We start from the raw sequence: 24,784 nt of genomic DNA, 5'->3' as shown, positions 1-24,784 counted from the left end.
TGAGCGTCAAAGCAAGGCGGTGCGAAGATCGCGGGGCTGATCCTTCTCCTCGTCCAGATCCAGTTCCGCTTCCACATGGTTCAGGTGTTCGGCCATTTCCTTGATGGCGCTCGCGACATCGCGCGCTGCGATGTGTTCGACTACGGCCAGATGTTCGTCCGGCCCGCAATTGTGAAGGTGGTTCGAACGGTACATCGCGGTGATCAAGGAGGTACGGGAGACCAGGTCGCGCAGAATGCCGAAGAGAAAGGCCGACCCCGAGAGTTCCGCGAGCAAAAGGTGAAAACCGCCCGAAAGCCGAACGATATCAGAGAGATTGCCGGATCGGCCGGCAATGCGCTCTTCCTCGATATGCCCTCGTAGCCGGACGATATCCTTGGGGTTGGCGCGTTCGCACAGGCGCTCGACGACGCGCTGCTCGATGGCCCGGCGGGCAACGAAGACATCGCGCGCCTCATCGACGGAGGGCTCGGAAACGAAGGCGCCGCGGTTCGGCATGATCGTCACCAGGCCGTCGCGCTCCAGCGCGGTCAGTGCCTGTCGGATGCGGGCCCTGCTGACGGAGAATATTTCGGCAAGTTGCTCTTCTTTCAAGCGCGTTCCCGGCCGTAGCCGCCGCTCTGCAATCGCAAGCCAGATCTTCTCGCAAATGATCGCCGTCGGAGCACCGGCGGCTTCGTCCGCGTTGTACATGAAATCTCCCTTAGCCGTTCGCTTACTCTCGCCGTGCGGCGCTCAAAGTCAATTCCATCAGCTGCAGTTAGATATTGACTACAAAATTGTAGACAATATTGTGTACCGCAACTTGATGTGCAATGGCAACTGCTTAAACACGACCGCGCGACCGGCCCGAAGCCGGGGCGCGATGCCACTTGAGAGCCCCGATGGACCTTAATTTCACTGAACTGCCGGACCAGGAGAGGGGCGTGATGCGCACTCTGGACACCACGGCCGACGTCCCCTTCGCAACCGTCCTTCGGAAAACGAGCTGATCCATGCGTCTCCTGCTCATCAACCCGAATTCCACTCGCTCCATGACCGAACAGGCGCATCGCAGTGCGGAGCGCGTCGCAGCACCTCATACCTTACTGGAGTCCATTAACCCTACGTCAAGCCCGGCCAGCATTGAAGGGCATGCCGACGAAGCCATGGCCGTACCGGCGATGCTCGCAGAGATTCGTAAGGGCGAGATGCGCGGCGTCGACGCCTATGTCATCGCCTGCTTCGATGACCCGGGCCTTGGTGCTGCGCGTGAGATCGCACGTGGTCCGGTGATCGGCATCTGTCAGGCGGCCGTGCAAGTGGCGATGAACATCGCGACCCGCTTTACGATCATCACCACCCTGCCCCGTTCCGTGCCGATCATCGAGGATCTGGCTGACGCCTATGGTGCCGGTCATCGCTGCCGCAAGGTCCGTTCGGTGGACATGCCGGTGCTGGCGCTGGAAGAGGACCTCGCCCATACCGAGGAGATGCTGATGCAGGAGATCCTCAAGGCGCGGCAGGAAGATGGTGCTGAAGCAATCATTCTCGGCTGCGCTGGCATGTCAGAGCTCTGCGACCGCCTGAAGGCGCGCACCGGCATGCCTGTCATCGACGGCGTGACCGCTGCGGTGAAGCTAGCCGAAGCCCTGGTCGGCGGCGGCTATGCCACCTCAAAGGTCGGCGCCTATGACTATCCCCGTGCCAAGGAAAACCCGGCCTGCAGGCTGGCTGACGTCGCCGGCTAAATCTTAAGCCTTTACGGGCCACCGGGCGGCACCCCGTCCGGTAGCTCTCGCGCTGGTGCCGATTGGCTAGATCAGCGCATCAAGGCGTCAAGCTGCTCCTGCAGCGTCGCCACCTTCTGCTCGAGCGCTTCCAGTCGTTCTTCGAGGGCGGATAGCGCCGAGCCACTCGGAGCCGAAGACACCACAGCCCTCTCGGCAGCCGGCTGCTCGACTTCACCGCACAGCAGATGCGCGAAGCGGTCCTCGCGCTGACCGGCGCCTCGGTTCAATTGAACGATCAGTGGCGGCCGGCGGCCCATCATCAGATCGAGATTGTCCTTCAGCTCCTCGATCGAAGAGAACCGCGCCATGCGCTCGCTGCGTGCCCAGAGCTCGTAAGCGGTCTGCGGACCGCGAAGAAGCAGAAGACCCAGCATGACGATCTGCGGCGAGGTCAGCGAGAAGCGGTTGGCTACCAGGTGCTCGTAGCGCTCGACCCTGGACGCAAACGCCTGGCGGACCAACCCCTTCTGCGCCAGCGACGAGAGCGCGCGGTGGACGTCCACCTGTTCGACCGCCATGACGGGATCGCGGGCCGTCTTCTGGTTGGCGGCTGCATGCGCCGAATTGAGCGTCAGCGGGTAGACGTCGGGCGTCGTTTCCTTCTTCTCGATCAGGCAGCCGAGAATGCGGGCTTCAACGGCATTGAGGACGGGGAAATCGGTGTCGGAGGTCGTGTTCATAAGCCAACTCTTCAAATCAACGCATTCGATCCCAACCGAGCCCCCCAAGCGGAGTGCAGCCCGGCTTTCGGCCCCTACCCTAACGTGAGTGTCGAAGCCCGGAAATGGTCATCGGTCTATTTCGTTGAATTCCGGTTAGCACCGTAGCATTCGCCTGACGACAGGGATACGAAACACGTTCGCTCGCAATACGGTTCGCCTGAACATCGCCCCCAAAAAAGAGGCTCCGCGACTGTTACGACACGGAGCCCAAGGCTTCAGGGAACTCGATGTGTCAGGCCGCGTGGATCGCCTTCGCCGTCTCTTCGATGCGGTGGCAGGCGGCACGCGAACCGTCGGCGAAGTTGCGCATTTCCGGCCGTTCGCTCTTGCAGCGCTGGTCCGCAAAGGGGCAGCGTGGATGGAACGTGCAGCCGGACGGCGGATTGAGCGGGCTCGGCACCTCGCTGGCAGCGATACTGCGCCCACGCTTCGGATGGGTAATGTCCGGGATCGTCTCAAGCAGCAGCTGCGTATAGGGATGCCGTGGATTGGCGAAGAGCGTTTCGGTGTCCGCCTCTTCGACGATGCGCCCGAGATACATCACCGCGATACGGTCCGACATGTGGCGCACCACGCTCATGTCGTGGCTGATGAAGAGATAGGTCAGCCCCATCTCGTCCTGCAGCTTGCGCATGAGGTTCAGGATCTGGGCCTGGACCGACACGTCAAGGGCCGAGGTCGGCTCGTCGCAAACGAGGAACTCCGGCTCGCCGGCAAGCGCCCGTGCGATCGATATGCGTTGGCGCTGGCCGCCGGAGAATTCATGCGGAAACTTGGTTCCGTCCGAAGGCGCGAGGCCGACGATCGTCAGCAGTTCGCCGACACGCTCCATGATCTCCGCTTCCGAATTGCGAAGCTTCAGCTCGCGCAACGGCTCGGCGATGATGTTGCGCACGCGCCAGCGCGGATTGAGGCTGGCATAAGGATCCTGGAAGATCATCTGCGCCGAAAGCGGTTGCCCGTTCTTGCCGGGCGCAAACCGTACTTCGCCTTCGCTCGCCCGGTAGAGACCGGTGACGAGCCGCGCGACCGTCGACTTGCCGCAGCCGGATTCGCCGACGAGGCTGAGGCAGCCGCCCATCGGCACGCTGAAACTGATGTCGTCCACCGCCCGCACGAACTGCTGCGGCTTGCGCTCGATCACCCGGTTGAGCCAGGGCGCGGAAACATCGAAATTGCAGGTCAGGTCGTTGACCGTCAGGGCATCACTCATAGAACTCCTCCTGCATTGAGCCAGCAAGCAGCAACGCCGCTGCCGACCGGGGCCGGCTCGGGACGATCCTTGCGGCAGCGCGGCCCCGCCTCCGGGCAACGCGGGTTGAAGGCGCAGCCGGTCGGGATTGCGTTCAGCCGCGGCATCGAACCGTCGATCTGGTTCAGGCGCTCGACGCGACGGCCGAGTGCCGGGATCGAGCCCATCAGACCGCGGGTATAGGGATGACGCGCATTCTTCAGCACGTCGCCGACCGGACCGATCTCAACCAGCCGTCCGGCATACATGACCGCGACACGGTCGGCGGTCTCTGCGATGACGCCCATGTCGTGGGTGACCAGCATGACCGCGGTTCCATGATCGTCGCAAAGACGGCGGAGCAGCGAGGTGATCTGCGCCTGGATCGAGACGTCGAGTGCCGTCGTTGGCTCGTCTGCAATGATCAGCTTCGGCTCGGCGGCGAGCGCGAGCGCAATGACGACGCGCTGGCGCATGCCGCCCGAGAACTGATGCGGGTAGTGGTCGTAGCGCGCTTCAGGCGCCGGAATGCCGACCTCCTTCAGAAGCTGGATGGCGCGCGCCTTGGCGTCGGCCTTGGAGAGCTTCAGGTGGAGGCGAATGGTCTCGACAAGTTGCGCGCCGATCGTGAAGAGCGGGTTGAGCGAGGTCAGCGGATCCTGGAAGATCGCGCCGATCTGGCGGCCACGCACGTTCTGCATCTCCTTGTCGCCGAGTTGGTCGATGCGGCGGCCGGCGAGCCAGACCTCTCCGCCGGAGATACGGCCGGGCGGCTCCAGCAGTCCCTGGACCGCAAGACCGGTCATTGACTTGCCGGCGCCGGATTCGCCGACGACGCCAAGGATCTCGCCCGGGCGAATGCTGAGCGAAACGTCTGAGAGTGCCGAAACCGTGCCATGGCGCCCGGGGAATTCAACGCAGAGGCCGCGAACGTCAAGCACGGCCGATGAAGCAGTTTCTGTCATCGCGGCACCTCCAGAGGGTAGCTCGGCGGGAAGATCTCGCTGACCGGCGGGTGACCCCAGCTTCTTTCGGGATATTTGGCGATCAGACCATCGAACTGCGCCTGCGCCTTTGCGCGCGCCTCGTTCATATCGAAGCCCGCCACTTCGCCGTCACGCATCGACAGACGGCCATCGACGAAGACCGCCTTGGTGACGCGTCCCGAACCGCCGACCACCAGCGTGGTGATCGGATCGACCGCCGGGGCCATGTGGTGGTCCATGAGATCGAAGACGGCGATGTCGGCGCGAGCACCCGATTCCAGGCGGCCGAGATCCGACCGGCCGAGGGCTTTGGCGCCGCCAAGTGTCGCGGCGTCGAAGAGATCGGCACAGCTGACGGCGCCCGGATCGTTTTCGACCACGCGGCAGGTGATCAAGCCGACCAGAAGGTTCATCAGCATGTCCGGCGGTGTCGTGTCGGTGCCCATGGCGATGTTGACGCCGCGGGCCTTGACGGAGCGGAACGAGTTCAGCGTGCTGCCGCCGCGAGCCGAAACCAGCGGGCAATGGACGATGCTGACGCCGTTTTCGGCATAAAGACGCAAATCGTTGTCGGTCGCCTGAGTCGCATGCGGCGCAATCAGCCGGTCGCTGAGGAAGCCGAAGCTTGCCAACCACTCCGGCGCCGTCTTGTCGTGCAAGCGGCGAACGGTATCGACTTCCATGGTGCCCTGCGCCGCATGCAGGCGGATCGGACAATCAAGGTCGCGCGCCGCGTCGGCAGTGCGGATCAGAAGCTTCTCGGTGCAGGTTTCCACCCGGTCCGGAGCCAGCAAACCCTTGACCAGTCCACCGTGGCGCCCTTCATGCTCACGGATGAAGCCGATGGCATCCTCGAGGCCCTTCAGGCCCCTTGCTTCGTCGAAGATCGCTTCGAGCTGGCCCGGCGCCGTCACCATCATGCCGCCGGCGCGATAGGCCGGGCTCAGATAGACGCGCAAACCCAGATCGCCGGCCGCGTCGGAAGCGGCGGCGAACTCCGCGACGGTCTCGCCCCACTCGCGGTAGAAGAGCGAGGCGATCGGGGCTGCCGTGGTGATGCCGTTCAGGAGAAGCTGAGCGAAGGCAAAGCGCTTCTGGAACGCCAGTTCCTCCTGCGTGTACATCTCATAGGGCCCGCGCTCGATATAGGAGCGCGGCCAGACGCGACCCTTGGCCCAACCGGGCTGATGGTCGATCGAAAGGATCGTCGTGTCGAGATCCGAAAGTGCATCGAGGTCGATCAGGCCGGGGCTGATCATCGCGGCCCCGAGATCGATCCGCCGAGCTACGTCGCCTTCGAAGTGTGGCCCGACATAGAGAAGCGTGCCGCCTTCAATGACGACCTCACCGTTCGGGATCAGCCGGTGCGAACCGTCCCGGTGACCGAGCACCCATTGCGCCGTCAGAAGCGTGCGTCCCTCGGGACGTTGGCCAAGTGTCAAATCCTTGATGGTGTTCATGGGATTGCTACCTCCGCAATACCGTTTCGAGCGACGACACTTCCGCGCTTGACGACCAGCGGCCGCGGCGCGACGTCGACGACGGCATGGGCCAGCGTCTCGCCGGTGAGCAGGGTGAAATCGGCGTCGCAGCCAACGTCCAGGCCGTATCCCCTAATGTCCATGACCTCGGCGCCCCCCTTGGAGCAGACATGCAGCGCATGTTCGAGATCGACGTCACGGCGCAGGCCATTCTTCATGCCGAGGATGCGGGCGCGGTCCATCATGTCGGGCTGTCCCCACGGACCCCAGGTATCGCGGATGCCGTCGCAGCCGGCCGCGACCTTGACGCCGGCGTCCTTCAAACGGAGGATCGACGGCACGGTCGAAGACGGTGAGCCGGTCGTGACGATGCGGATATCGAGCTCGGCAATCTGTTCGATCAGGCCGGCGACGCGCAGATAGTCCGGTGCTCCGAGCGCGAAGGCGTGACTGATCGCCACCTTGCCCTGCATGCCGAGCGCGCGGATGCGCTCGAACATCATCTCCATGCTGAAGGCACCGAGTTCGCCCTGCTCGTGCAGGTGAATATCGATTGGCTTTGCATGTTTGTCGGCAAGGCCGAAGATCGCGTCGAGGTGTCCCTTCGGGTCCCGGTCGATGCCGCAGGGATCAATGCCGCCAAGGACTTCGGCGCCATTGCTCAGAGCCTGGTCGAGGAGCTCGACCGTGCCCGGACGGGTAACGAGGCCCGACTGCGGGAAGGCGACGATCTCGATGTCGATGATGCCCTCAAGCGCCTTGCGGGTCTCGACGATGCCTTCCATCAGCCTAATCCCGTGGGTCGTATCGATGTCGACGTGGCTGCGGATGTGGCTCGCACCGTTGGCGGCGAGCATGATTGCCTGACGCATGGACTGGCGGTGCGGCTCGATGCCGATTTCAAGCCGCTGCTCGCGCTCGAAGTCGATGCGTTCGCGCAGCGTCGCAGACTTGGCATTGACATGCCAGGGCATGCCCCAGACCGACTTGTCGAGATGCGTATGGGCTTCGATGAGACCAGAGATCACGATATGGCCGTTGCCGTCCTCGGTTACTACGCCTTCAGCGGAAAGACCTTTGCCGAAGGCCGCGATCTTGCCGTCGCGCACGAGGATGTCGGTCGCTTCGCCGGCGTTGGGCCTGACGTTACGTATCAGGAGATTGGACATCATTCACCTCAATTTCGGATTGAGCGCATCGCGCAGCCAGTCACCGAGCAGGTTGACGGAGACCACGAGAAGGCAAAGCTGGACGACGGGGAAGAGCACGACCCACCATACGCCCGAAAACAGGAACTGGTTGCCGAGGCGGATGAGCGTTCCAAGGCTCGGCTGGCTCGGCGGCATGCCGATGCCGAGGAAGGAAAGCGTCGCCTCCGTCAGGATCGCCATGCCGAAGTTCAAGGTCGCCGCGACCAGGATCGGCGTCAGCGTGTTCGGCAGGATGTGCTTCAGCATGATGCGCCGCGCCGGCGTTTTCAAAAGACGCGCGGCCTGGACATACTCTTTGCCGCGCTCGACGATCGTCTGGGCACGGACGGTACGGGCATATTGCACCCAGGCGCTGAGCGTAATCGCCAGCACCAGCACGGCGGCAGAACCGACGTCCCTGAGTTCCGGCGGCAGCATTTGGCGTGCGACGGCGCTGACGAGGATCGCGATCAGGATCGTCGGGATCGAGAGGAGCACGTCGCCGATGCGCATCAGCAGATTGTCGATGAAGCGCCCGAAATAGCCGGCGACGAGCCCGAGGCTCAAACCCACGGCCAATGAAAGGACGACCGAGGCGACGCCGATCAGGATCGAGATGCGCGAGCCATAGAGAATGGCCGAGAGCATGTCGCGGCCTTGGGTGTCGGTGCCGAGCACGTAAGGCCATTGGCCATCGGCTTCCCAGATTGGCGGCAACTCGGAATTCCAGAGCTCGAGCTGGGCCGGATCGAACGGGTTCTGGGGCGCAATCAGCGGCGCGGAAAAGGCGGTTACGATCAGGAAGGTGAGGATGACCGCGCCGATGATCGCCGACGGCTTGTGGGTGAAGGACCACCAGAGGTCGCTTTGGCGCCAGCGGGCAAGCCGCGAGGGCCGGCGTGGCGGTGTGGTTTGCTGGACGTGATCTGTCATGGCAGCGACCTCAGCGGGTGGCATCGCGCAACCGCGGATCGATGACCGCATAGGCGATATCGACGAGCGTATTGAGCGTGACGAAGATGAAGGAGACGATACAGAGATACCCCGCCATGACAGGCATATCGAGGAAGGTCACCGCCTGGATGAACAGCATGCCCATGCCGGGCCACTGGAAGACGGTCTCGGTAATCAGCGCGAAGGCGATCAGCGAGCCGAAGTTCATCGCCGTCATGGTGACGACGGGCATCAGACAGTTGCGGAGTGCATGGCGGAAATAGATCCGCCAGCGCGGCACGCCGCGGGCACGTGCGAATTTGACGAAGTCCGAGCGCAGCACTTCCATCATCTCGGCGCGGACAAGGCGCATGACCAGAGTGATCTGGTAAAGCGCGAGCGCAAGGGACGGCAGAAGCAGGGACGCGCGACCCGAAGCCGTCAGCAAACCGGTGCTCCACCAGCCAAGCTGCACTACATCGCCGCGCCCGAAGGCGGGCACGAGGCCAAGCGTTACGGCAAAGACAAGGATCAAAAGGATGCCGACGACGAAGCTCGGCAACGAGACGCCGATGATACTGACGAATTGAAGCCCCTCGGAATACCATCGCCCGCGATGGATCGCAGTGATGACGCCAAGCGGAATACCGATCAAGAGCGACAGGACGGTTGCGACCAGCGCCAGCTCCATCGTCGCCGGGAAGCGCTCGGCAATGAGCTTCATCACGTCCTGACCGTTGCGGTAGCTGATGCCGAAATCGCCCTGTGCGGCGTTGACGACGAACCGGCCGAACTGGGTCACGAACGGATCGTTGAGCCCGAGCTTTTCGCGCAGCTCGATGCGGTCGGCCTGCGACATCTGCTCGTTGGCCATCAACTCCACCGGATCGCCGGCGAAGCGGAAGATCAGGAAGGCGAGCAGCGCAACGGCGAGCATGACCAGCACGGCATTGGCCAGTCGCTTGATGAGAAAGACAATCATTGGGTTTCTCGCTGAATGAGAAAGCCCGGCAGAGCGAACTCTGCCGGGGCAAGGAAACTCAATCGCCGATGCGCGTCAGCCAGTGGCGCGGCTTGTTGTCGGCGCGAATGGTGACGTCCGTGACGTTCTTGGACATCGCCCAGGCCATCGGCTGCTGGTGCAGCGGGATCATGATGACCTCGTCCTTGGCGAACTTCAGCGCCTCGGTTTCGATCGCCAGACGCTTGTCGTGATCCATCTCGACCGCGGCCTTCTTCACCATGGCGTCGAGTTCCGGATAGGACCAGCCGCCGTAGTTGGCGACGCCGGCGGCACCTTCGCGGGTCGAGAGAACCTGAACCAGGATCGAATAGGCATCGAGGGTTGGCTCGTTGGCCCAGCCGATCATGTAGGCGTCGGACTTGCCGCCGGCGCGCTTCGGCGCCTGAACCGCACGCGGGCCGATGTCGAGGGTCGGCTTGAGACCGACGCGCGACAGCATCGAAACGAGCGCGCTGCAGACGTCTTCCTCGTTGACGCTCTCGTCGTTCATGCAGACGAACGTGAACTCCTTGCCGACGGCGCCCGCTTCTTCGAGCAGCTTCTTGGAGAGTTCCGGATCGTAAGCGGTCGGCACGTCGAGCTCGGCGCTGTAGCCGGGGATCTCAGGCGCGACCATGGTGCCGGCGACATGCGACTTGCCGCGCATCACGCGCTTGAAGATGAGCTGGCGGTCGATCGCATGGTCGATCGCCTGGCGTACCTTGATGTTGTTGAAGAAGTTTTCGCGACCGTCGGCGAAGGTGTCGTGGCGGTTGAAGACCATGTGCACGGTGCGCAGGTCGGTGCGCTCGACGACCTTGATGTCCGGCGAACTCTTCAAGCGCTCGAGATCCTGCACGGGCGCGCCGTCTGTCAGGTCGATTTCGCCCGAAAGCAGCGCTGCGACGCGGGTGGCGGCCGAGGTGATCGGCATGAATTCGATGCGGTCGAGATTGTGCTTGGGCGTATCCCACCAGCCGTCGTTCTTGATGAGAACCGTCTTGCTGTCTGGAACGCGGGATTCGACCTTGAACGGGCCGGTACCGTTGGTGTTGTAGGTGGCGTAGCCTTCGACCTTGGCGCCGACGTCGGTCGGCAGCTCGGACTTGTTGTCGACCAGCCAGTCCTTGTCGAACATGAAGATGTTGGTCATGTCGTTGAGGAACAGCGGGTTCGGCGAATTCACTTCGATGTCGACCGTGTAGTCGTCGACCTTGGTGGTCGAGACATAGGCGGGAATGTTGCCACGCAGCGGCGAGGTCGGGTGGCTGACGCGGGCCATGGAGGCAACGACGTCGTCAGCGGTGAAATCGGCACCGTTCTGGAACTTCACGCCCTTGCGCAGATGGAAGCGCCAGACCTTGTCCTTCACCATCTCCCAGCTCGTGGCGAGCGCCGGCTCGACCTTAAACTCCGGCGTATAGCGCGTCAGGCCCTCATAGACGTGGTTGAGGAAGGCCAGGTTCGAGGTGCTGCCGTAGGAATAGGGGTCGAGCGAGAAAATATCCCGCGGGCTTCCCCAGCGCAGCGTTTCCGCGGATGCGGAGGATGCGAGGACGGTAAATGCCAACCCCGCGAGGAGATGCTTTCTCAGTTTCATGTCGTTCCCTCTGTTTTCTCGTCAGTCGCCCTATGCCGGCGCTCTCGCCCACTCGTGAGCAAGCCACCCTAGATTTGAAGCTGCTGGCGATAATGTCAACTATTTTGTCGACAATTTTGTATGCATAAATGTTTTAAGTCGCATACGGTGTAAAAAGTGGGGATCGACTCCCCCAACAAACAGCCTGAAAGACGGCGGTCGAGCAGCAACTATGAGGCGAATAAAATCTGTCGGAACGCCTGAAACGGCACACCCGCCGGATCGTTCGATCCGGCGAATGCAATTTGTCGCGCGTCAGCTCTCGAAGCGGTCTCGAATGGCGGGCATTTGCGCGTCGCGGCCGACGGCCCGATCCTTTGCCGATCTTGTCGCGGCTAAAAGTCGACCGGCCGAAACTGACCTTCTCGCTCGCGGTCGACAATTCCGCCCGCGTCATCGACCAGATCCTCGACTACCGGGCCGATGTTGCGATCACCGCGCAGACGCCAGACGATCCGCGCCTTTATGGTGTTCATTTCCTCAGCATGCGGATCGGGCTATGCGTACCCGTCGGCCATCCGCTTGCCGAGCACGACGGCGTGAAGATGAGGAGCTGGAGGGCATGTCCTTCGTCATGCGCGAAAGGGGGTCACGCACACGCGAGATCTTCGAAAGGAACCTCGCCGAACACGGCACCACCGTGCAGCAGATCGTCGAGATCTCGTCGCGCGAAGGGGTGCGCGAAGCGATCGCCAACGGTGTCGGTTGCGGCGTCGTCGCCGACCTCGAATTCGGCCACGATGCCCGTCTCGCCTACGTGCCGATCGACGACGCCCGCGAACTCATCGACGAATATGCCATCTGCCTTGCCGAGCGCCGGCACCTGCCGCTGATCCGCGGATTTATCGACGAAGCGGGCCGATTGCGGCCGGACGACAGCGAGGCGGTCTTCGCGACGCCGCTGCCGGGCGTGTATCCCGACACGCACGATCGCAAAACGACCCGGCCGACCACACAATAGTGACGGTCAGCGCACTTGGATCACGCGATTCCGGGCGGAAATCCACTTCACATTTTTCCCGGAATTGCTCGAGCGCTATGCCGCGCCGCGAAAGGTGGAGAGGAAGGACGTCAGGTTGTCCGATAACGCATCGCAGAGATAACCGCCTTCCTGTACGATCGCGGTCGGAAGGCCGAGGCCCGCGATCGCCTCACCAATCCGGGCAAAGCCCGGAGTAGAGACGGAGAGCCCCCCGAAAGGATCGCCTTCGAAGGCATCCAGGCCGAGCGCGACAACCAGCGCGTCCGGCGCGTAAGCGCGGATGCGGCGGAAGGCGACGTCGAGCGCGGCGAGAAATTCCGCATCGCCGGATTTGCGTTCGAGCGGCAGGTTGAGGTTGTAGCCGAGGCCCGGCCCCTCGCCGCGCTCGTCCGCATGGCCCCAGAAGAACGGGTAGAAACGCACTGGGTCCGCATGGATCGAGATCGTGAGCACGTCGGAGCGCTGGTAGAAGATGCCTTGCGTGCCGTTGCCATGGTGCAGGTCGATGTCGAGGATCACCACGCGGGCAGCATTTGTCAGGAAGCGCTGCGCGGCGACCGCCGAATTGTTGACGAAGCAGAAGCCGCCGGCGACGTCGGCAAAGGCATGGTGGCCCGGCGGCCGACTGAGCGCATAGGCCGCCCGCTCGCCCGCCATGACCGCATCGGCGGCATCAACAGCGCTCCAGGCGCTCCAGCACACGCTCTCCCAGGTTTCGCCCGAGATCGGACACGCGGTATCGGCCATGTGGTAACCGGCCTGACCGACGGCGGACGCCGGGTAGCGACCATTGCGCGCTAGCGGATGGATGTTCGGGATCACCTCCTCCGAAGCCTCGGCAATGCGCTGCCAGCGCGCGTAAATATGTTCGAGAAAATCGAGATACTCCGGCGTGTGCACCGCGGCGATCGGGCCGAGCCCGTGATCGCGGGGCCGCAGGATCTCGCAGCCGGCGGCTCGGGCACCGGAGAGCAGGCGCTCGACACGTTCCGGCTGCTCCGGATTGGGCTGCGGCGCGCCGCTCGAGAGAAAGGCCTTCGGGTTATGGCGCTTCTGTTCGGCTGCATAGAAGGCTTTCATGCTGTCTCCCTTTCCTGCGTCGTCAAACTTTCAGTCCCCGGCCAGAGCCCCGAACGCCTCGCCATACGCGGCATGAGCGCGATCTTTCGTCTGCCAGGTGATGCCGATACGCTCGTAAAGGCGCTGCGCCGGCAAGTTCTCCACGTCGACTTCCAGCCGCAGATAGTCGCCGCCCCGCGCCTTCGACCATGTGGCCACTTCGCGAAGCAGGCGCTCGCCGATACCGAGGCCACGGAAACGATCATCGACATACAGATCCTGCACGAAGACGCCGGGCCTCCCGCGCCAGGTCGAAAAGATCGGGAAGAACAGGCAAAGACCGGCAAGATCTGCCCCCGCCTCGGCGATCAGACTGTGGAAGGCGGCGTTCGGACCGAAGCCGAAACGGCGATAGTCATCGACCGTGCAGGTGACCTTGTCCGCCATTTCGAGCCCACGCCCCATAGCCAGGATCGCGTTATGTATGGTGTCGGCATCCCCTGGTTCGCCTGCGCGAATTCGGACATCGGTCGTTGAGTGCTGCATCATCGTCACTGTTTTCCCTTTCACTGCCAGCAGGCGAAGGCTCAAGTCGAGCCATGCCCGTGCCGCCGGCCTCAGAATGCCACCTGATCTCCGCCCTTGAGGCCGAGAAGCGCGCGCGCTTCCTTAGGGGTTGCAACCTCCAGTGACAAGGCGTCGAGAACTGTGCGGATCCGGTGGACCTGCTCGGCATTGCTTACCGCAAGCGTCCCGCGCCCGTTGTAGAGGCTGTCTTCGAGACCAACGCGGACGTTTCCGCCCATGGCGGCGGCCATGGTGATCATCGGCATCTGATGGCGGCCGGCGGCCAGTACCGAGAAGCTGTAGTCGTCACCGAAGAGCTTGTCGGCGATGCGTTTCATGTGCGTCAAGTTCTCAGGATCCGCACCGATGCCGCCGAGCACGCCGAAGACGAACTGGATGAAGAGGTGCCCGGACACCAGGCCGCGATCGCGGAAATGCGCCAGCGAATAGAGATGGCCGACGTCATAACATTCAAACTCGAAGCGCGTGCCGCAGCCCTGGCCAAGCCGCGTCAGGATGAATTCCATATCCGCGAAGGTGTTCTTGAAGATGGAGCTCCGCGTTGCTTCGAGAAGCTCCGGTTCCCATTCGTGTTTCCACTCCGTCGGCTTGTCGAGCGCCGGAAACAAAGCGAAGTTCATCGAGCCCATGTTCAGCGAACACATTTCCGGTTCGGCGCGCAGCGAAGCCGCAAGCCGATCTTCCAGCGCCATCAGCGACGAACCGCCGGTGGAGATGTTTATTACCGCATCGGTCGACTGCTTGATGCGCGGAAGGAACTGCATGAACAGCGCCGGATCGGCCGACGGGCGGCCATCCTCAGGGTTGCGCGCATGCAGATGCAGGATTGACGCACCAGCTTCGGCCGCGGCGATCGCCTCAGAGGCGATCTGGTCAGGCGTGATCGGCAGGTAAGGCGACATGGTCGGCGTATGCACCGATCCCGTCACCGCGCAGGTGATGATCACTCTGCGCGATGTTTTGGACTTCGTCATGGTCGAGCCCTCAGCGGTTGACGGGAAGATTGAGTTCTTCGGCGAGCACTTCGAGTACGTCGCCAAGGATGGCGACGATCTCGCCGATCTGCTCACGGGTGATGATCATCGGCGGGCAGACGAGGAAATGGTCGCCCTCCACACCGCCGCGCGTACGCCGTGAATAGATGATCAGGCCGCGCTCATAGGCGAGATCGACCATGCGCTGGTGCGCATTCAACTCCTTCGGCAACGGCCTCATGCTCTCACGATCGGAGACGAACTCGGCCGCGAGCAGCAGTCCCTTGCCGCGCACGTCGCCGATGAAGGGGAACCGATTGGAGAGCGCCACGAGTTCAGCCTTCAAAGCATCGCCCATGGCAGCGGCATTATCGATCAGGCCAAGCCGATCGATTTCGTCGAGAACGGCGAGACCAGCGGCGCAAGCGAGCGGATTGCCTGCATAGGTGAAGCCGTGCTGGAACCCACCGGCGTCGAGCACCGGCTGAACGATCCGGGACGGTGCGGCCATGGCACCAAGGGGGCAGTAGCCCGAAGCAAAGCCCTTCGACAGGGCGATCAGATCCGGGCGGCAATTCCAGTGGTCGCCGCCGAGGAATTTTCCGGTGCGGCCAGCACCACTCATGACCTCGTCATGGATCAATAGGATGCCGTACTTGTCGCAGATCTCGCGAATGCGCGGATAGTAACTGTCGGGTGCCACGAGCGCGCCGGTGGAAGCGCCGCCGATCGGCTCCATGATGAAGGCGAGCACGCTCTCCGGGCCTTCCGCCTGGATCTTCTCCTCCAGCATGTCGGCATATTTGATGCCGCGCTGCTCCATCGTCAGGTTGTCCCGATCGAGATAGGCGGTCGGCGCAGGCACCTTCGGCATTTCGCGCATCATCGGTGAGAAAGGATCGGAGAGCGCCGCATAACCGGTGACAGCCAGCGCCCCGAGCGTGCCGCCATGGTAGGAGGGAAAGCGCGATATCACCTTCCAGCGGTCCTTCTGACCGGTCGCAACCGCCCATTGCCGCGCGAGCTTGAGGCAGGATTCGACTGCTTCCGAGCCGCCGGAAACGAAGAAGATCTTGTCCATGCCCTCCGGCAGCTTTTCCGCCGCGCGACGCGCCAAGTCCTCGGCCGGCTCGTTTTCGAAGTGCAGCCTATAGGCGAAAGTGACGCGGTCCATCTGGCTCTTCATGGCATCGAGCACATTGCGGTTGCCGTGACCGATATTGACCACCATGGCGCCGCTTGAGCCGTCGATTACCCGGCGTCCGTCCTGGTCCCAGAGATAGATGCCTTCGGCCCGATCGACCAGCGGCCGACGCAGGCGCGACTGGTAGAAGAGATGCGAGGCAGGTCGTTCGTTGGAAGCTGTCGTCTTGAGCATGGCAAATCTCTGTCAGCGAGTGAGATAGTGATTGAGAACATTAGCGGTGACGCGCTCGACCATCGCGTCACCGCGTTTGAGCGCCGCCACCCATTCGCAGCTGCCGGCGTGGAACACCTCGCCCTTGCCGCGCGGGAAGTTTACGATCATGCCGCAGCCGCGCTTAACGCGTTCGACGGCCGCAGGGGCAGTGTCGCCGATCAGCGTTTCGGCGACAAATTTCGCGTCGGCATCGGAAAGGAATTGGTCGTCCGCCGGAATGTCGGCGCTTTCTTCCTTCAGCGACGACATGCCGAGCGCGAGGATTTCGAGCCCGTCCGGCGCGCCGCTGTCCTCCGTCGGCTCCGGCAGGCCGTTACGGATAATATAGTTGAGGCCATCAACCTCGTAACCAAACGCATGGCCTTCCGAACCGAGGATATCGCCGTAATAGATGCCCGTTCCGGAGAAGGCCCAATGCTCCGGCCGATAGACCGGGAAGCCCCGCGCACCACGCGGGGCGCAACCGCCCCAGCCGACGTAAAGGCCGCGGGTGGCGTTGAGCCCGAATGTCGCCGCCCCAGGCCGGCCGATCTCGGCCGCTTCCCAGGAGCCGCTGGTGCGCGTCGGATCTGTCGAGCGATAGGCTGGGTCTTCGGCCCGTGAGCGGTATTTGTAGCAAACCTGGCGCTTGCCGCCGTCTTCGAGGCGCGTCTGCCACATGAAGTTGCCGGCAAAGCGCGCCGCCTTTCCGCCGCGTTCGACATAGTTGTCGACCGCATCGCGCATTTCCCAGGTCCAGTATTCGTCATGGCCGACGAAGACGACGCAATCGTAGCCGTCGAGGATCTCCGGGTTGAAATGAAGCTCGTGCTGGCTGGCGAGATCGACGGCATAACCTTGACGTTCCGCCCAGCGGAAGAAGTGGCTGTCATAGCTCGCCCAGCCGGACGAGGCATATTTCTTGGAATAGCCGTTGGCATAGGCCCATTCCATGTGCGGATAGCGCGGGGCAACCGCCATCGGCGCATAGATTTCCAAGGGCACCCGTGGAGCATCCGGGGGCAGCACGACGAAGCCACGGCAGAACGGACGGTCGATGCTGACGGTCGTCGCATACTGATCGCGGTTGGGGCCGGTGATCCCCTGGTAGTGGTTCGACCCGCCCCAGGTGTTATACGAGGTCCAGGAGCCGGTGGCCGCCACCTGCAGCACCCGGCCCGGCTTGCGACCGGCGAGTGGCCGCACGATGAAGAGATGGTGGCAATGGATCGGCGCGCCATCCCTGCCCTCGGCTCTCAGCGTGATGCGGTAAGCGCCGGACGGCCAGTCTTCGGCAATCTTGAATTCGAAGCACGTTTCCCAGCCGCAGCCGATGACCGAACATTGGTCCGGCGTTTCCTGCCAGCGCGCATCGAGCGCGTCGCGCTTGAAAACCGTCGTCTCTGTCGCTCCATCGCGCGTAATTTCGAGCGAGAACCGTGAAGCTGAAGAGCTCACTTGTAGCCGCGCGGTGGCACCGGACGGATAGGCATAGGCGTCGGTGTAGCACCAGATCTCGCCGCGCTCACCGTCCATGCCCGGATATTCGTAATAGTGACCGAGCACCGCCTCGCGGCGCTGTTCCGGCGTCAGGCCGAAATCGGGATACTGATTGCTTTTGTCCATCGCGGCACCCATCACGCTGCCAGGTATTTCTTGAGGAACGCCCGGGTGCGCTCCTGCGTCGGCTGGCGGAAGATCTCGCTCGGCGCCCCTTGCTCGACGACGACCCCGCCATCCATGAAGAGCACGCGATCGGCGACCTCGCCGGCAAAGCGCATCTCGTGGGTGACGATCAGCATGGTCATGTGCTCGGCAGCGAGCTGTTTCATGACGGCGTTCACCTCGTCGACCAGTTCCGGGTCGAGCGCCGAGGTGGCCTCGTCGAAGAGCATCACCTTGGGCTGCATGGCGAGCGCCCGGGCGATCGCGACGCGCTGTTTCTGACCACCGGAAAGCCGCGACGGAAAGGCGTCGACCTTATCCTTGAGCCCCACCTTCGACAGAAGCTCGATGGCGAGCTCACGCGCCGCAGCCTTGCCCATTCCCTTCAGGATGATCGGGCCCATGGTGATGTTCTGTAGCACTGTCAGATGTGGGAACAGATTGAAGTGCTGAAACACCATGCCCATCTGCTGGCGCACCGCATTGATGTGCCGCTCGAAGGCCTGGCCCTTCAGGCTCTGGTTGACCTTTACGCCATCGAGCCAGACCTCGCCGCCATTCAGCGTCTCCAGGTGGTTGATCGACCGCAACAGCGTGCTCTTGCCCGACCCGCTCGGGCCGATGATCGCGACGATCTGTCCTCGGGCAACGGAGAGGTCGATGCCCTTCAGGACCTCCAGCGCGCCGTAGTTTTTGCGGGCGCCCTTGACTTCGACCATGGGTTTCTGAGCGGTCATCGGGAGACCTCCACGTTCTTTTCGACCTGGCGCAGACCCGCTTCGAGGACGAGATTGAGGATGTAATAGAGAGCGGCAACCGTGATGTAGAATTCGAACGGCCGGAATGTCTCGCTGATCGCGAGCTGTGCTGCGTGCACCAGTTCGGCAATGCCGATGATCGAGACGAGGGACGATTCCTTCAGAAGCACGATCAGGTTGTTGCCCATGGCGGGAATGGTGTTGCGGGTCGCCTGCGGCACGATGAAGTAGCGCAGCGTCTGCATGCGGCCGAAGCCGAGGCTGCGCGCGCCCTCCGTCTGGCCGGGATCGACGGCCACGATACCGGCGCGAAGGATATCGGCATTGTAGACGGCAAAGTGCAGGCCGAGACCGATGATGCCGGCGATCAAGGCAGGGATCTTGAGGCCCAACTGCCCGAGCCCGTAATAGATCAGGAACAGTTGCAGGAGCAGCGGCGTGCCCATGAACAGCCACATGAAACCGCGCACCGGGAGGGCCACCGACTTCGGTGCGTAGAGCACGACGAGGGCGAAAACGATGCCGAAGATGAAGCTGATCGCTGCGGCGGAAATGGTCAGAACGACCGTCCACCAGACACCCATCCAGAGGATATCGGCATAGGGTGGAACGACGCTGAAATCGAGACCTTGCATATGGCGCACTCCCTCAGGCTATGGCGTAGCGTCGATCAAGCAGATCGACGATCCGCGCGACGACATAGACGATGAGCATGTAGAGCACGGCGGCCACGCCGAAGATCTCGAACGGCTTGTAGGTCGAGCCGATGTAGCGCTGCGCGGTGTAGGTGAGTTCGACCACCGAGATCGTCGAGACCAGCGCCGATCCCTTGACGAGCGCCACGGCATTGACGCCGAGCGGGCGGATCATGAGACGCGCGGCTTGCGGCAACACGACCTTGCGCATGGTCTGGAACCGGCTGAAGCCGATCGAGCGGGCGGCTTCCGTTTGCCCACGGTCAACCGACAGGATGGCGCCGCGGATGGATTCTGCCATGTAGGCGCCGATATTGAGACCGAGGCCGATGACGCCGGCAGCCAAGGGCTCCAGATTGATACCGATCTGCGGGCCACCGAAGTAGAGCACGAAAAGCTGGATGAGGCAGGGCGTGCCGCGAAACAGGCTGACATAGGCGGTGCCGAAGGCGCGCAAAAGGAACGAGCGCGACATCTTTGCGGCCGATATCAGGAACGCAACGACGAGGCCGAGCGCAAGCGCAAGTACCGAGATCTCGATCGTGATCCACGCCGCTTCCACGAAAAACGGGAAGACGCGCTGCACCAGCGAAACGTCCATGGGGAAACTCCGGAAGGCAAACTCATGATCTCCGGCCGCAGCTCATGCGGCGGCCGGAGAGACGGAAGCGTAGGGGATCAGCGGATGTCGCTGCCGACCCATTGCATCGCGATCTTCTCGTAGGAGCCGTCTGCCAGCATGTCCTCGAGTGCCTTCTGCATCGCCGCCTTCAGTTCCGGATTGTTCTTGCGGATGGCGATACCGATCGCGACGCTGCCGCCTTCGATATCCGGCGTTTCGAGACGGCGGACCTTCTCGCCGGTTTCCTTGACGGCGACCATGACGGGAATGTTGTCGACGACAATCGCATCAACGCGGCCGCTCTTCAGTTCCATCAGCAGTTCCGGCAGGCCCTTGTAGGTGCGAACGTCCCAGCCGCCCTGCTCGCGTGCCCATTTTTCGTGCGTTTCGCCGAGCGTGACGCCAAGCGTCTTGCCCTTGAGTTCGTCGAGCTTCTGGACACCAGATGCTTCGCTGACGAAAACGGCGCGGCCGGCATGGTAATAGGGGCCGACAAAGTCCACGACCTTTTCGCGCTCCGGGGTGATTGTCATCGAGCCGACGATCGTATCGTATTTGTTGGCAAGCAGGCCGGCGATGATACCGTCCCAGGCAGTGGTCACCAGCGTGCCCTTGACGCCGACGCGCTCGGCGATCGCCTGGCCGATCGAGGCGTCGAAACCAACGACCTGGTTTTCTTCATTGACGAAATTGAAGGGCGGGTACTGGCCCGACATGGCGATCTTCAGTTCGCCGGCGGACTTGACGTTCTCCAGGTCGTCAGCCCGAGCCGAGACGGCGGAAAAAGTCGCAGCAATGGTGAGCGTCGCGGCCAAGAGGCCGGAGAATAGGGTCTTCATGAAATGTTCCTCGTTCCTCTGGATTGGGGCGCGCCTTCCTGTGCGCTTGGGATTGGCAAGGGGCGCCTTCCGAATTTCATGATTGCTTCTGCTTCAGCATTGCGCAAATAGATAATGGAAATAGAAGGCATAGATTTCAGGAATGGCATCACCGCGATTGGAACGGCTCGTCTGGGAGCTCGACTGGAACCTGCTGCGCACCTTCGTGGTGATTGCCGAGGTGAAAAGCATCACGCGCGCGGCCGAGCGGCTGAACCTCAAGCAACCGAGCGTCAGCAACGCGCTTCGACGGCTGGAAGACCGCGTTGGACGCCGGCTCGTCGAACGTGACGCGACGCGTTTCGATCTCACAGAAGTCGGACAGTTGCTTTATGAGCAGAGCGTGGAAGTCTTCGGCACGATCTCGCAGCTGCCGCAACTCGTGCGCGGCGTCAGCGACGACGTCACCGGCCATGTCACGATCGCGGTTGCAAGCCATGTGGTGTCTCCGATCTTCGATCGGGCGCTGATGGAGTTTCACCGTAGCTATCCGCGCGCCACGCTGACGATCAACGTCGGACCAAGCGGCGAGGTCACGCGCCAGGTGCGGGAGAAGCGTGCCTCCTTCGGTCTTTGTCTTGTCAGTGTCCGGGATCCGGCGCTCGACTATCTGATGGTCTTCCGGGAGTTTTTCGGCTTTTTCTGCGGCCCGCACCACCGGTTGTTCGGCAGGGACGGATTGAAGCTTGCCGACCTCAAGGGCGAGACGTCGGTTTCCTTCCATACCGACCATATCGCCGACGCGCTTCGGCCTGTGGCGCTGCTTCGCAGCGAAGCCAAGCTCAACGCCAATGTCGTCGGCGTTTCGTCAAGTCTCGAAGAGGTGCGCCGGATGACGCTCGCCGGTCTCGGCGTCGGCTCGCTGCCGCTGCATGTCGCCCGCCGCGATGTGGCGGACGGGCTCCTGTGGCGCCTGCCACCCTATGACAATCCGCCCGCCATCGACATCTTCATGCTGACGAACCCGGAGAAAGCGATCAACCGGGCCGAGAAGGCGCTGATCGCCGGTTTGCAGACGCTGATCGCAGAAACGCCGGTTGAAGAACGCGTCTATGCCGATTGATCTGCGCGTGCAGGCTCGTTGCTTGACAGGAGCGCCTCGGCGCGCGCCCGCGCGTCTGGCTCCAACGCAATGGCCGCGCGTGCCTCAAGATCGAAACGTACGGTCGTGGTCCTGTTGACCGCATGCACGATGCCGTCGAGCGTACCGGACATGATCTGCTCGAAGGTGACCGACGAGCGGCCAAGCTTGATGACGCACGACCGGATGGAGATCAGCGCGCCAGCCTTGGTTTCGTGTTTGTATTCGACCTCGGAGCGCACGTCTGCCCACCCCCTGCCCGATTCCGTCTCCACGCCGGCGATGTGGCCGAGAAGCTGGAAGCTCGCATCGTCGAACATTGCGGCGTAGTGGCGCACATTCATGTGTCCCATCGTGTCGCACATCCAGGGGTGAGCGACGCCGACATAGGTAGTCAAAGCTTGGATGGACATGGGTGCCTCGATCGTTGCGTAAGGTCGGTTGCCAGACATAGCGGACGCCCGGCGCTTCTGTCCATGGCGATCCGGACCAACGTCACATCGGCGGCCGCGTCTACATCGGCTTGGCAAAAGATGAGAAAAATCCGTGGGTAAGCGCGCTTGTTTTGGTCGGCAGCTAGGCGCGGCTGCGTTGCTCTCCTAGATTGACCGCTTGCGACGTGAGGAGGAATGAGCGTGAAAGTCTATCTCGCTGGCCCGGAAGTTTTTCTGCCCAATGCGGTCGAGATCCAGAAGGAGAAGGCGGCGCTGGCGCGGGCGGCCGGCTTCACGCCGCTGGTGCCGGGCGATCTCGAAATCCCGCCGGCGCCCACCAAACATGAACGCGGCCTTGCGATCTATGCGGTGGACGAGGGCATGATGCTCGCCTCGGATATGATCATCGCCAACCTGACGCCGTTTCGCGGCATCAGTGCCGATGTCGGCACGGTGTTCGAGCTCGGCTTCATGTGCGGCCGCGGCAAGCACGTCTATGCCTATACCAACACTTCGCGCAGCTACTACGAACGCATCCTGAATGATCATTACAGAGGCAACGCTGCACAGCGCCCCGACGGACGCATGGCAGGCGCCGACGGCCTCAGCATCGAAGATTTCGACATGGCCGACAATCTGATGCTGGATGGTGGCATCCTTCGCCGCGAGGGGGCGCTGATCAAGCGCGAAGTGCCAGAGGCCGATCGCTCTACCGACCTCGAGGCTTTCAAGGAATGCCTGGCCATCGCCGCAAAGCGGCACCTGGCGTAGAGTTGCGGTTGGTCCTGTCGTCCGGCGAGGGCCTGCCGAATTCGAAGAAATCATCGACCGTGACGGCCCGATCGCCGAAACTTATATCTCTGATATCGTTGCGGCCGGCCGCTCTATCGACGCAAATTGCACGTCCGAAGCAGTTCTCGCTTCTTTGAAGGATGCGATCGCGACGAATGGTGCCAATTTCTTTGCTTGACCTGAAACCGGACTCGATTGCCACAAGCGCCGCTCAGCCGCATCGATCGATTGGCCGCGCCGAGCCAACCTCCTATAGAGTTTACCGATCGGGAAATTATCTGCGTAAGACATCATGCGGCCGCGTTAATTTTCCCGTTCGGGAAAATTAATCTCGACAGAGCACCCAATATGCTGATAATTTCCCGAGCGGGAAAATAACGATGGCAAAACGGGTCAAAACTCCATCTGATATCGGCGCCCTGGTCCGAAGCGCACGCAAGGAGCAAAACTTGCGGCAGGACGAACTCGCCGGCGTTGCTGGCGTCGGGCTCCGGTTCATTGTCGATCTCGAGGCCGGCAAGCCGACAGCGCAGATAGGAAAAGTGTTGCAGGTTCTGCAAACGCTCGGCTGTTCGGTCGATATTCTGGTTCCTGGTGAACGCAGACAATGATGAAAAGGGTTCTCAACGTCTGGTGGGATGGTCGAATTGTCGGGCAATTCTCCCAGGATCGGCACGGCGATATCGGTTTCGCCTACGCTGAAGCTTGGCTTGATGATGAAAGCACACTTCCGCTTTCAGCCTCCCTCCCGAAGCGCCCGCAGCGTTTTTCCCGTCGTGAATGCAGACCATTTTTTGGCGGCCTGCTGCCCGAAGAAAGCCAGCGCTTGGTTGCAGCGCAAGCATTGGGCGTCTCACCTGCAAATGATTTCGCGCTACTCGATCGCTTGGGCGGCGATGTTGCCGGCGCTCTTCAATTCTTGCCGGAAGATCAGGAACCCATAGAGACAGGACCGATTGCGGACCTGCAGCCGACGCCACTTGACGACGCAGGAATCGTTCGCGTGCTGGACGCACTTCCTTTGCGGCCGCTACTGGCCGGCGAGGAAGGCTTGAGACTATCGTTGGCGGGCGCGCAATCGAAAGTGCCAGTTGTTCTGGTTGACGGGCAGATCGCGCTTCCGCTTCCCGGCCAGGCGACCACACACATACTTAAGCCGCCGATCGCGCGCTTCCCAGGGACGACCGAAAACGAAGCCTTCGTTATGAAGCTCGGCGCCACGATCGGCCTAGACGTCGCCCCCGTCGAGCCGAGGTCTGCGGAAGGGCGCTCGTTTCTTCTGGTCGAAAGATATGACCGTGTCCGCGATGCCAGCGGCGTCGTGCGACGCATACACCAGGAAGATTTTTGCCAGGCGCTAAGCGTGCCTCCTGAAACGAAGTATGCCAGCGAAGGCGGACCGACATTCAAGGATTGCTTTGAGCTATTGCGGCGAGTATCGGCGCGGCCCGCTACAGATGTGTTGAAGCTGCTGGACGCCGCGATCTTTAACCTTATCGTCGGGAATGCCGACGCACACGGCAAGAATTTCTCATTCCTCTACGATGAGCAGGGACCTGGAATGGCTCCGTTGTACGACCTGCTTTCAACCGTTGCCTATCCAGACCTTTCACCAAAAATGGCCATGAGGATCGGAAAGCGTGCCACTCTCGCCGAGATGGACGCCGATGGTTGGCAGGCTTTTGCAAAGGAAGCCGGAGTTGGTTTCCGTTTGGTACGCCGCCGGATTACAGACTTGGTCGACTCCACCGCTGAAGCGGTAGCGAGAGTATTGGAAGACATCTCACACCTCCGCATCGATTCCGCTACGATAAATCACTTTGCGGACTTGATCGCGGGCCGCGCCAAACTCGTCAGGTTGTCGATTTAGCCGAACTGCGGAGTGCAATCCTAAAAGGCT

The 24,784-nt window shown here is 62.2% G+C and carries 24 protein-coding genes and 1 pseudogene; 6 read left to right on the top strand and 19 right to left on the bottom strand.

From position 1 onward, the window contains the following. Nucleotides 1–6: 6 nt before the first annotated feature. Nucleotides 7–693, bottom strand: a complete 687-nt coding sequence (locus tag AC070A_RS27895) for a GntR family transcriptional regulator (RefSeq protein ID WP_058320906.1) — start codon at nucleotides 691–693, stop codon at nucleotides 7–9. A gap of 302 nt (nucleotides 694–995) precedes the next feature. Here AC070A_RS27895 and AC070A_RS27890 point away from each other — a divergent pair, with 302 nt between their 5' ends. Beyond that, nucleotides 996–1,730, top strand: coding sequence for an aspartate/glutamate racemase family protein (locus AC070A_RS27890; protein ID WP_492384096.1), 735 nt, complete (start codon nucleotides 996–998; stop codon nucleotides 1,728–1,730). Between the two features lie 71 nt (nucleotides 1,731–1,801). On the opposite strand, the gene AC070A_RS27885 is transcribed toward AC070A_RS27890, so the two are convergent. From AC070A_RS27885 to AC070A_RS27850, 8 genes are all read right to left on the bottom strand, one after another. After that, complete coding sequence (locus AC070A_RS27885) at nucleotides 1,802–2,452, bottom strand: YceH family protein (protein ID WP_492384097.1); 651 nt, start codon at nucleotides 2,450–2,452, stop codon at nucleotides 1,802–1,804. Between the two features lie 274 nt (nucleotides 2,453–2,726). Continuing rightward, complete coding sequence (locus AC070A_RS27880) at nucleotides 2,727–3,707, bottom strand: ABC transporter ATP-binding protein (protein ID WP_492384098.1); 981 nt, start codon at nucleotides 3,705–3,707, stop codon at nucleotides 2,727–2,729. Continuing rightward, nucleotides 3,704–4,690, bottom strand: a complete 987-nt coding sequence (locus AC070A_RS27875) for an ABC transporter ATP-binding protein (RefSeq protein WP_058320910.1) — start codon at nucleotides 4,688–4,690, stop codon at nucleotides 3,704–3,706. Before AC070A_RS27875 ends, AC070A_RS27880 begins: the two co-directional genes overlap by 4 nt. Beyond that, on the bottom strand, nucleotides 4,687–6,171 hold the full coding sequence (locus AC070A_RS27870; protein ID WP_492384099.1) for an amidohydrolase family protein: 1,485 nt from the start codon (nucleotides 6,169–6,171) through the stop codon (nucleotides 4,687–4,689). The genes AC070A_RS27875 and AC070A_RS27870 overlap by 4 nt, the downstream gene beginning before the upstream one ends. After that, nucleotides 6,168–7,361 carry an amidohydrolase family protein gene (locus AC070A_RS27865; RefSeq protein WP_492384100.1) on the bottom strand — a complete coding sequence of 398 codons (1,194 nt, stop codon included), beginning with the start codon at nucleotides 7,359–7,361 and terminating at the stop codon, nucleotides 6,168–6,170. Before AC070A_RS27865 ends, AC070A_RS27870 begins: the two co-directional genes overlap by 4 nt. Before the next feature lie 3 nt (nucleotides 7,362–7,364). Next, entirely contained in the window at nucleotides 7,365–8,315 is a 951-nt protein-coding gene (locus AC070A_RS27860; protein ID WP_057249545.1) for an ABC transporter permease, read from the bottom strand. Between the two features lie 10 nt (nucleotides 8,316–8,325). Further along, nucleotides 8,326–9,297 carry an ABC transporter permease gene (locus AC070A_RS27855; RefSeq protein ID WP_113512345.1) on the bottom strand — a complete coding sequence of 324 codons (972 nt, stop codon included), beginning with the start codon at nucleotides 9,295–9,297 and terminating at the stop codon, nucleotides 8,326–8,328. 58 nt (nucleotides 9,298–9,355) lie between these two features. Continuing rightward, nucleotides 9,356–10,918, bottom strand: a complete 1,563-nt coding sequence (locus AC070A_RS27850; protein ID WP_058320912.1) for an ABC transporter substrate-binding protein — start codon at nucleotides 10,916–10,918, stop codon at nucleotides 9,356–9,358. A gap of 284 nt (nucleotides 10,919–11,202) precedes the next feature. On the opposite strand from AC070A_RS27850, the pseudogene AC070A_RS27845 reads away from it, so the two are divergent. Next, nucleotides 11,203–11,918 (top strand): annotated as a pseudogene (locus AC070A_RS27845) (LysR substrate-binding domain-containing protein). A 75-nt stretch (nucleotides 11,919–11,993) separates the two neighbouring features. On the opposite strand, the gene AC070A_RS27840 reads toward AC070A_RS27845, so the two are convergent. The 9 genes from AC070A_RS27840 to AC070A_RS27800 form a co-directional block, all read right to left on the bottom strand. Beyond that, entirely contained in the window at nucleotides 11,994–13,019 is a 1,026-nt protein-coding gene (locus tag AC070A_RS27840) for a histone deacetylase family protein (RefSeq protein ID WP_492384101.1), read from the bottom strand. 30 nt (nucleotides 13,020–13,049) lie between these two features. Next, nucleotides 13,050–13,544: a GNAT family N-acetyltransferase gene (locus tag AC070A_RS27835; RefSeq protein WP_425988170.1), complete on the bottom strand. Its 495-nt coding sequence runs from the start codon at nucleotides 13,542–13,544 to the stop codon at nucleotides 13,050–13,052. Between the two features lie 71 nt (nucleotides 13,545–13,615). Continuing rightward, complete coding sequence (gene kce, locus AC070A_RS27830) at nucleotides 13,616–14,560, bottom strand: 3,5-dioxohexanoate:acetyl-CoA acetone transferase (RefSeq protein WP_492384102.1); 945 nt, start codon at nucleotides 14,558–14,560, stop codon at nucleotides 13,616–13,618. 10 nt (nucleotides 14,561–14,570) lie between these two features. Next, nucleotides 14,571–15,938 (bottom strand): aminotransferase family protein, encoded by a 1,368-nt coding sequence (locus AC070A_RS27825; RefSeq protein ID WP_492384103.1) that lies wholly within the window; start codon nucleotides 15,936–15,938, stop codon nucleotides 14,571–14,573. Nucleotides 15,939–15,950: 12 nt separating this feature from the next. Continuing rightward, entirely contained in the window at nucleotides 15,951–17,585 is a 1,635-nt protein-coding gene (locus AC070A_RS27820; RefSeq protein ID WP_492384104.1) for a N,N-dimethylformamidase beta subunit family domain-containing protein, read from the bottom strand. Nucleotides 17,586–17,596: 11 nt separating this feature from the next. Continuing rightward, a complete protein-coding gene (locus tag AC070A_RS27815; RefSeq protein ID WP_057249531.1) occupies nucleotides 17,597–18,361 on the bottom strand; it encodes an amino acid ABC transporter ATP-binding protein in 765 nt (254 codons plus the stop codon). After that, nucleotides 18,358–19,017, bottom strand: coding sequence for an amino acid ABC transporter permease (locus AC070A_RS27810; protein ID WP_113737167.1), 660 nt, complete (start codon nucleotides 19,015–19,017; stop codon nucleotides 18,358–18,360). Before AC070A_RS27810 ends, AC070A_RS27815 begins: the two co-directional genes overlap by 4 nt. Before the next feature lie 13 nt (nucleotides 19,018–19,030). Continuing rightward, nucleotides 19,031–19,678, bottom strand: a complete 648-nt coding sequence (locus tag AC070A_RS27805; protein ID WP_113737166.1) for an amino acid ABC transporter permease — start codon at nucleotides 19,676–19,678, stop codon at nucleotides 19,031–19,033. A 77-nt stretch (nucleotides 19,679–19,755) separates the two neighbouring features. Next, entirely contained in the window at nucleotides 19,756–20,538 is a 783-nt protein-coding gene (locus AC070A_RS27800; protein ID WP_057249525.1) for an ABC transporter substrate-binding protein, read from the bottom strand. 142 nt (nucleotides 20,539–20,680) lie between these two features. Between AC070A_RS27800 and AC070A_RS27795 the strand changes: the two genes are divergently transcribed. Next, nucleotides 20,681–21,640: a LysR family transcriptional regulator gene (locus AC070A_RS27795; protein WP_057249523.1), complete on the top strand. Its 960-nt coding sequence runs from the start codon at nucleotides 20,681–20,683 to the stop codon at nucleotides 21,638–21,640. On the opposite strand, the gene AC070A_RS27790 is transcribed toward AC070A_RS27795, so the two are convergent. Beyond that, on the bottom strand, nucleotides 21,628–22,071 hold the full coding sequence (locus tag AC070A_RS27790; RefSeq protein WP_112994944.1) for an acyl-CoA thioesterase: 444 nt from the start codon (nucleotides 22,069–22,071) through the stop codon (nucleotides 21,628–21,630). The two genes, AC070A_RS27795 and AC070A_RS27790, sit on opposite strands and share 13 nt — an antisense overlap. Before the next feature lie 216 nt (nucleotides 22,072–22,287). On the opposite strand from AC070A_RS27790, the gene AC070A_RS27785 reads away from it, so the two are divergent. The 3 genes from AC070A_RS27785 (at nucleotide 22,288) to AC070A_RS27775 (ending at nucleotide 24,754) form a co-directional block, all read left to right on the top strand. Then, a complete protein-coding gene (locus AC070A_RS27785; RefSeq protein WP_113737165.1) occupies nucleotides 22,288–22,863 on the top strand; it encodes a nucleoside 2-deoxyribosyltransferase in 576 nt (191 codons plus the stop codon). A 401-nt stretch (nucleotides 22,864–23,264) separates the two neighbouring features. After that, nucleotides 23,265–23,495, top strand: a complete 231-nt coding sequence (locus tag AC070A_RS27780; RefSeq protein ID WP_057249517.1) for a helix-turn-helix transcriptional regulator — start codon at nucleotides 23,265–23,267, stop codon at nucleotides 23,493–23,495. Further along, nucleotides 23,492–24,754, top strand: coding sequence for a type II toxin-antitoxin system HipA family toxin (locus AC070A_RS27775; RefSeq protein ID WP_112994947.1), 1,263 nt, complete (start codon nucleotides 23,492–23,494; stop codon nucleotides 24,752–24,754). The genes AC070A_RS27780 and AC070A_RS27775 overlap by 4 nt, the downstream gene beginning before the upstream one ends. The last annotated feature ends 30 nt before the right edge of the window (nucleotides 24,755–24,784 follow it).

Source organism: Ensifer sp. GW101-20A05, assembly GCF_059424735.1.
Note: the sequence above shows the minus strand (reverse complement) of the source record. Positions and strands in the feature narration are given on the sequence as shown.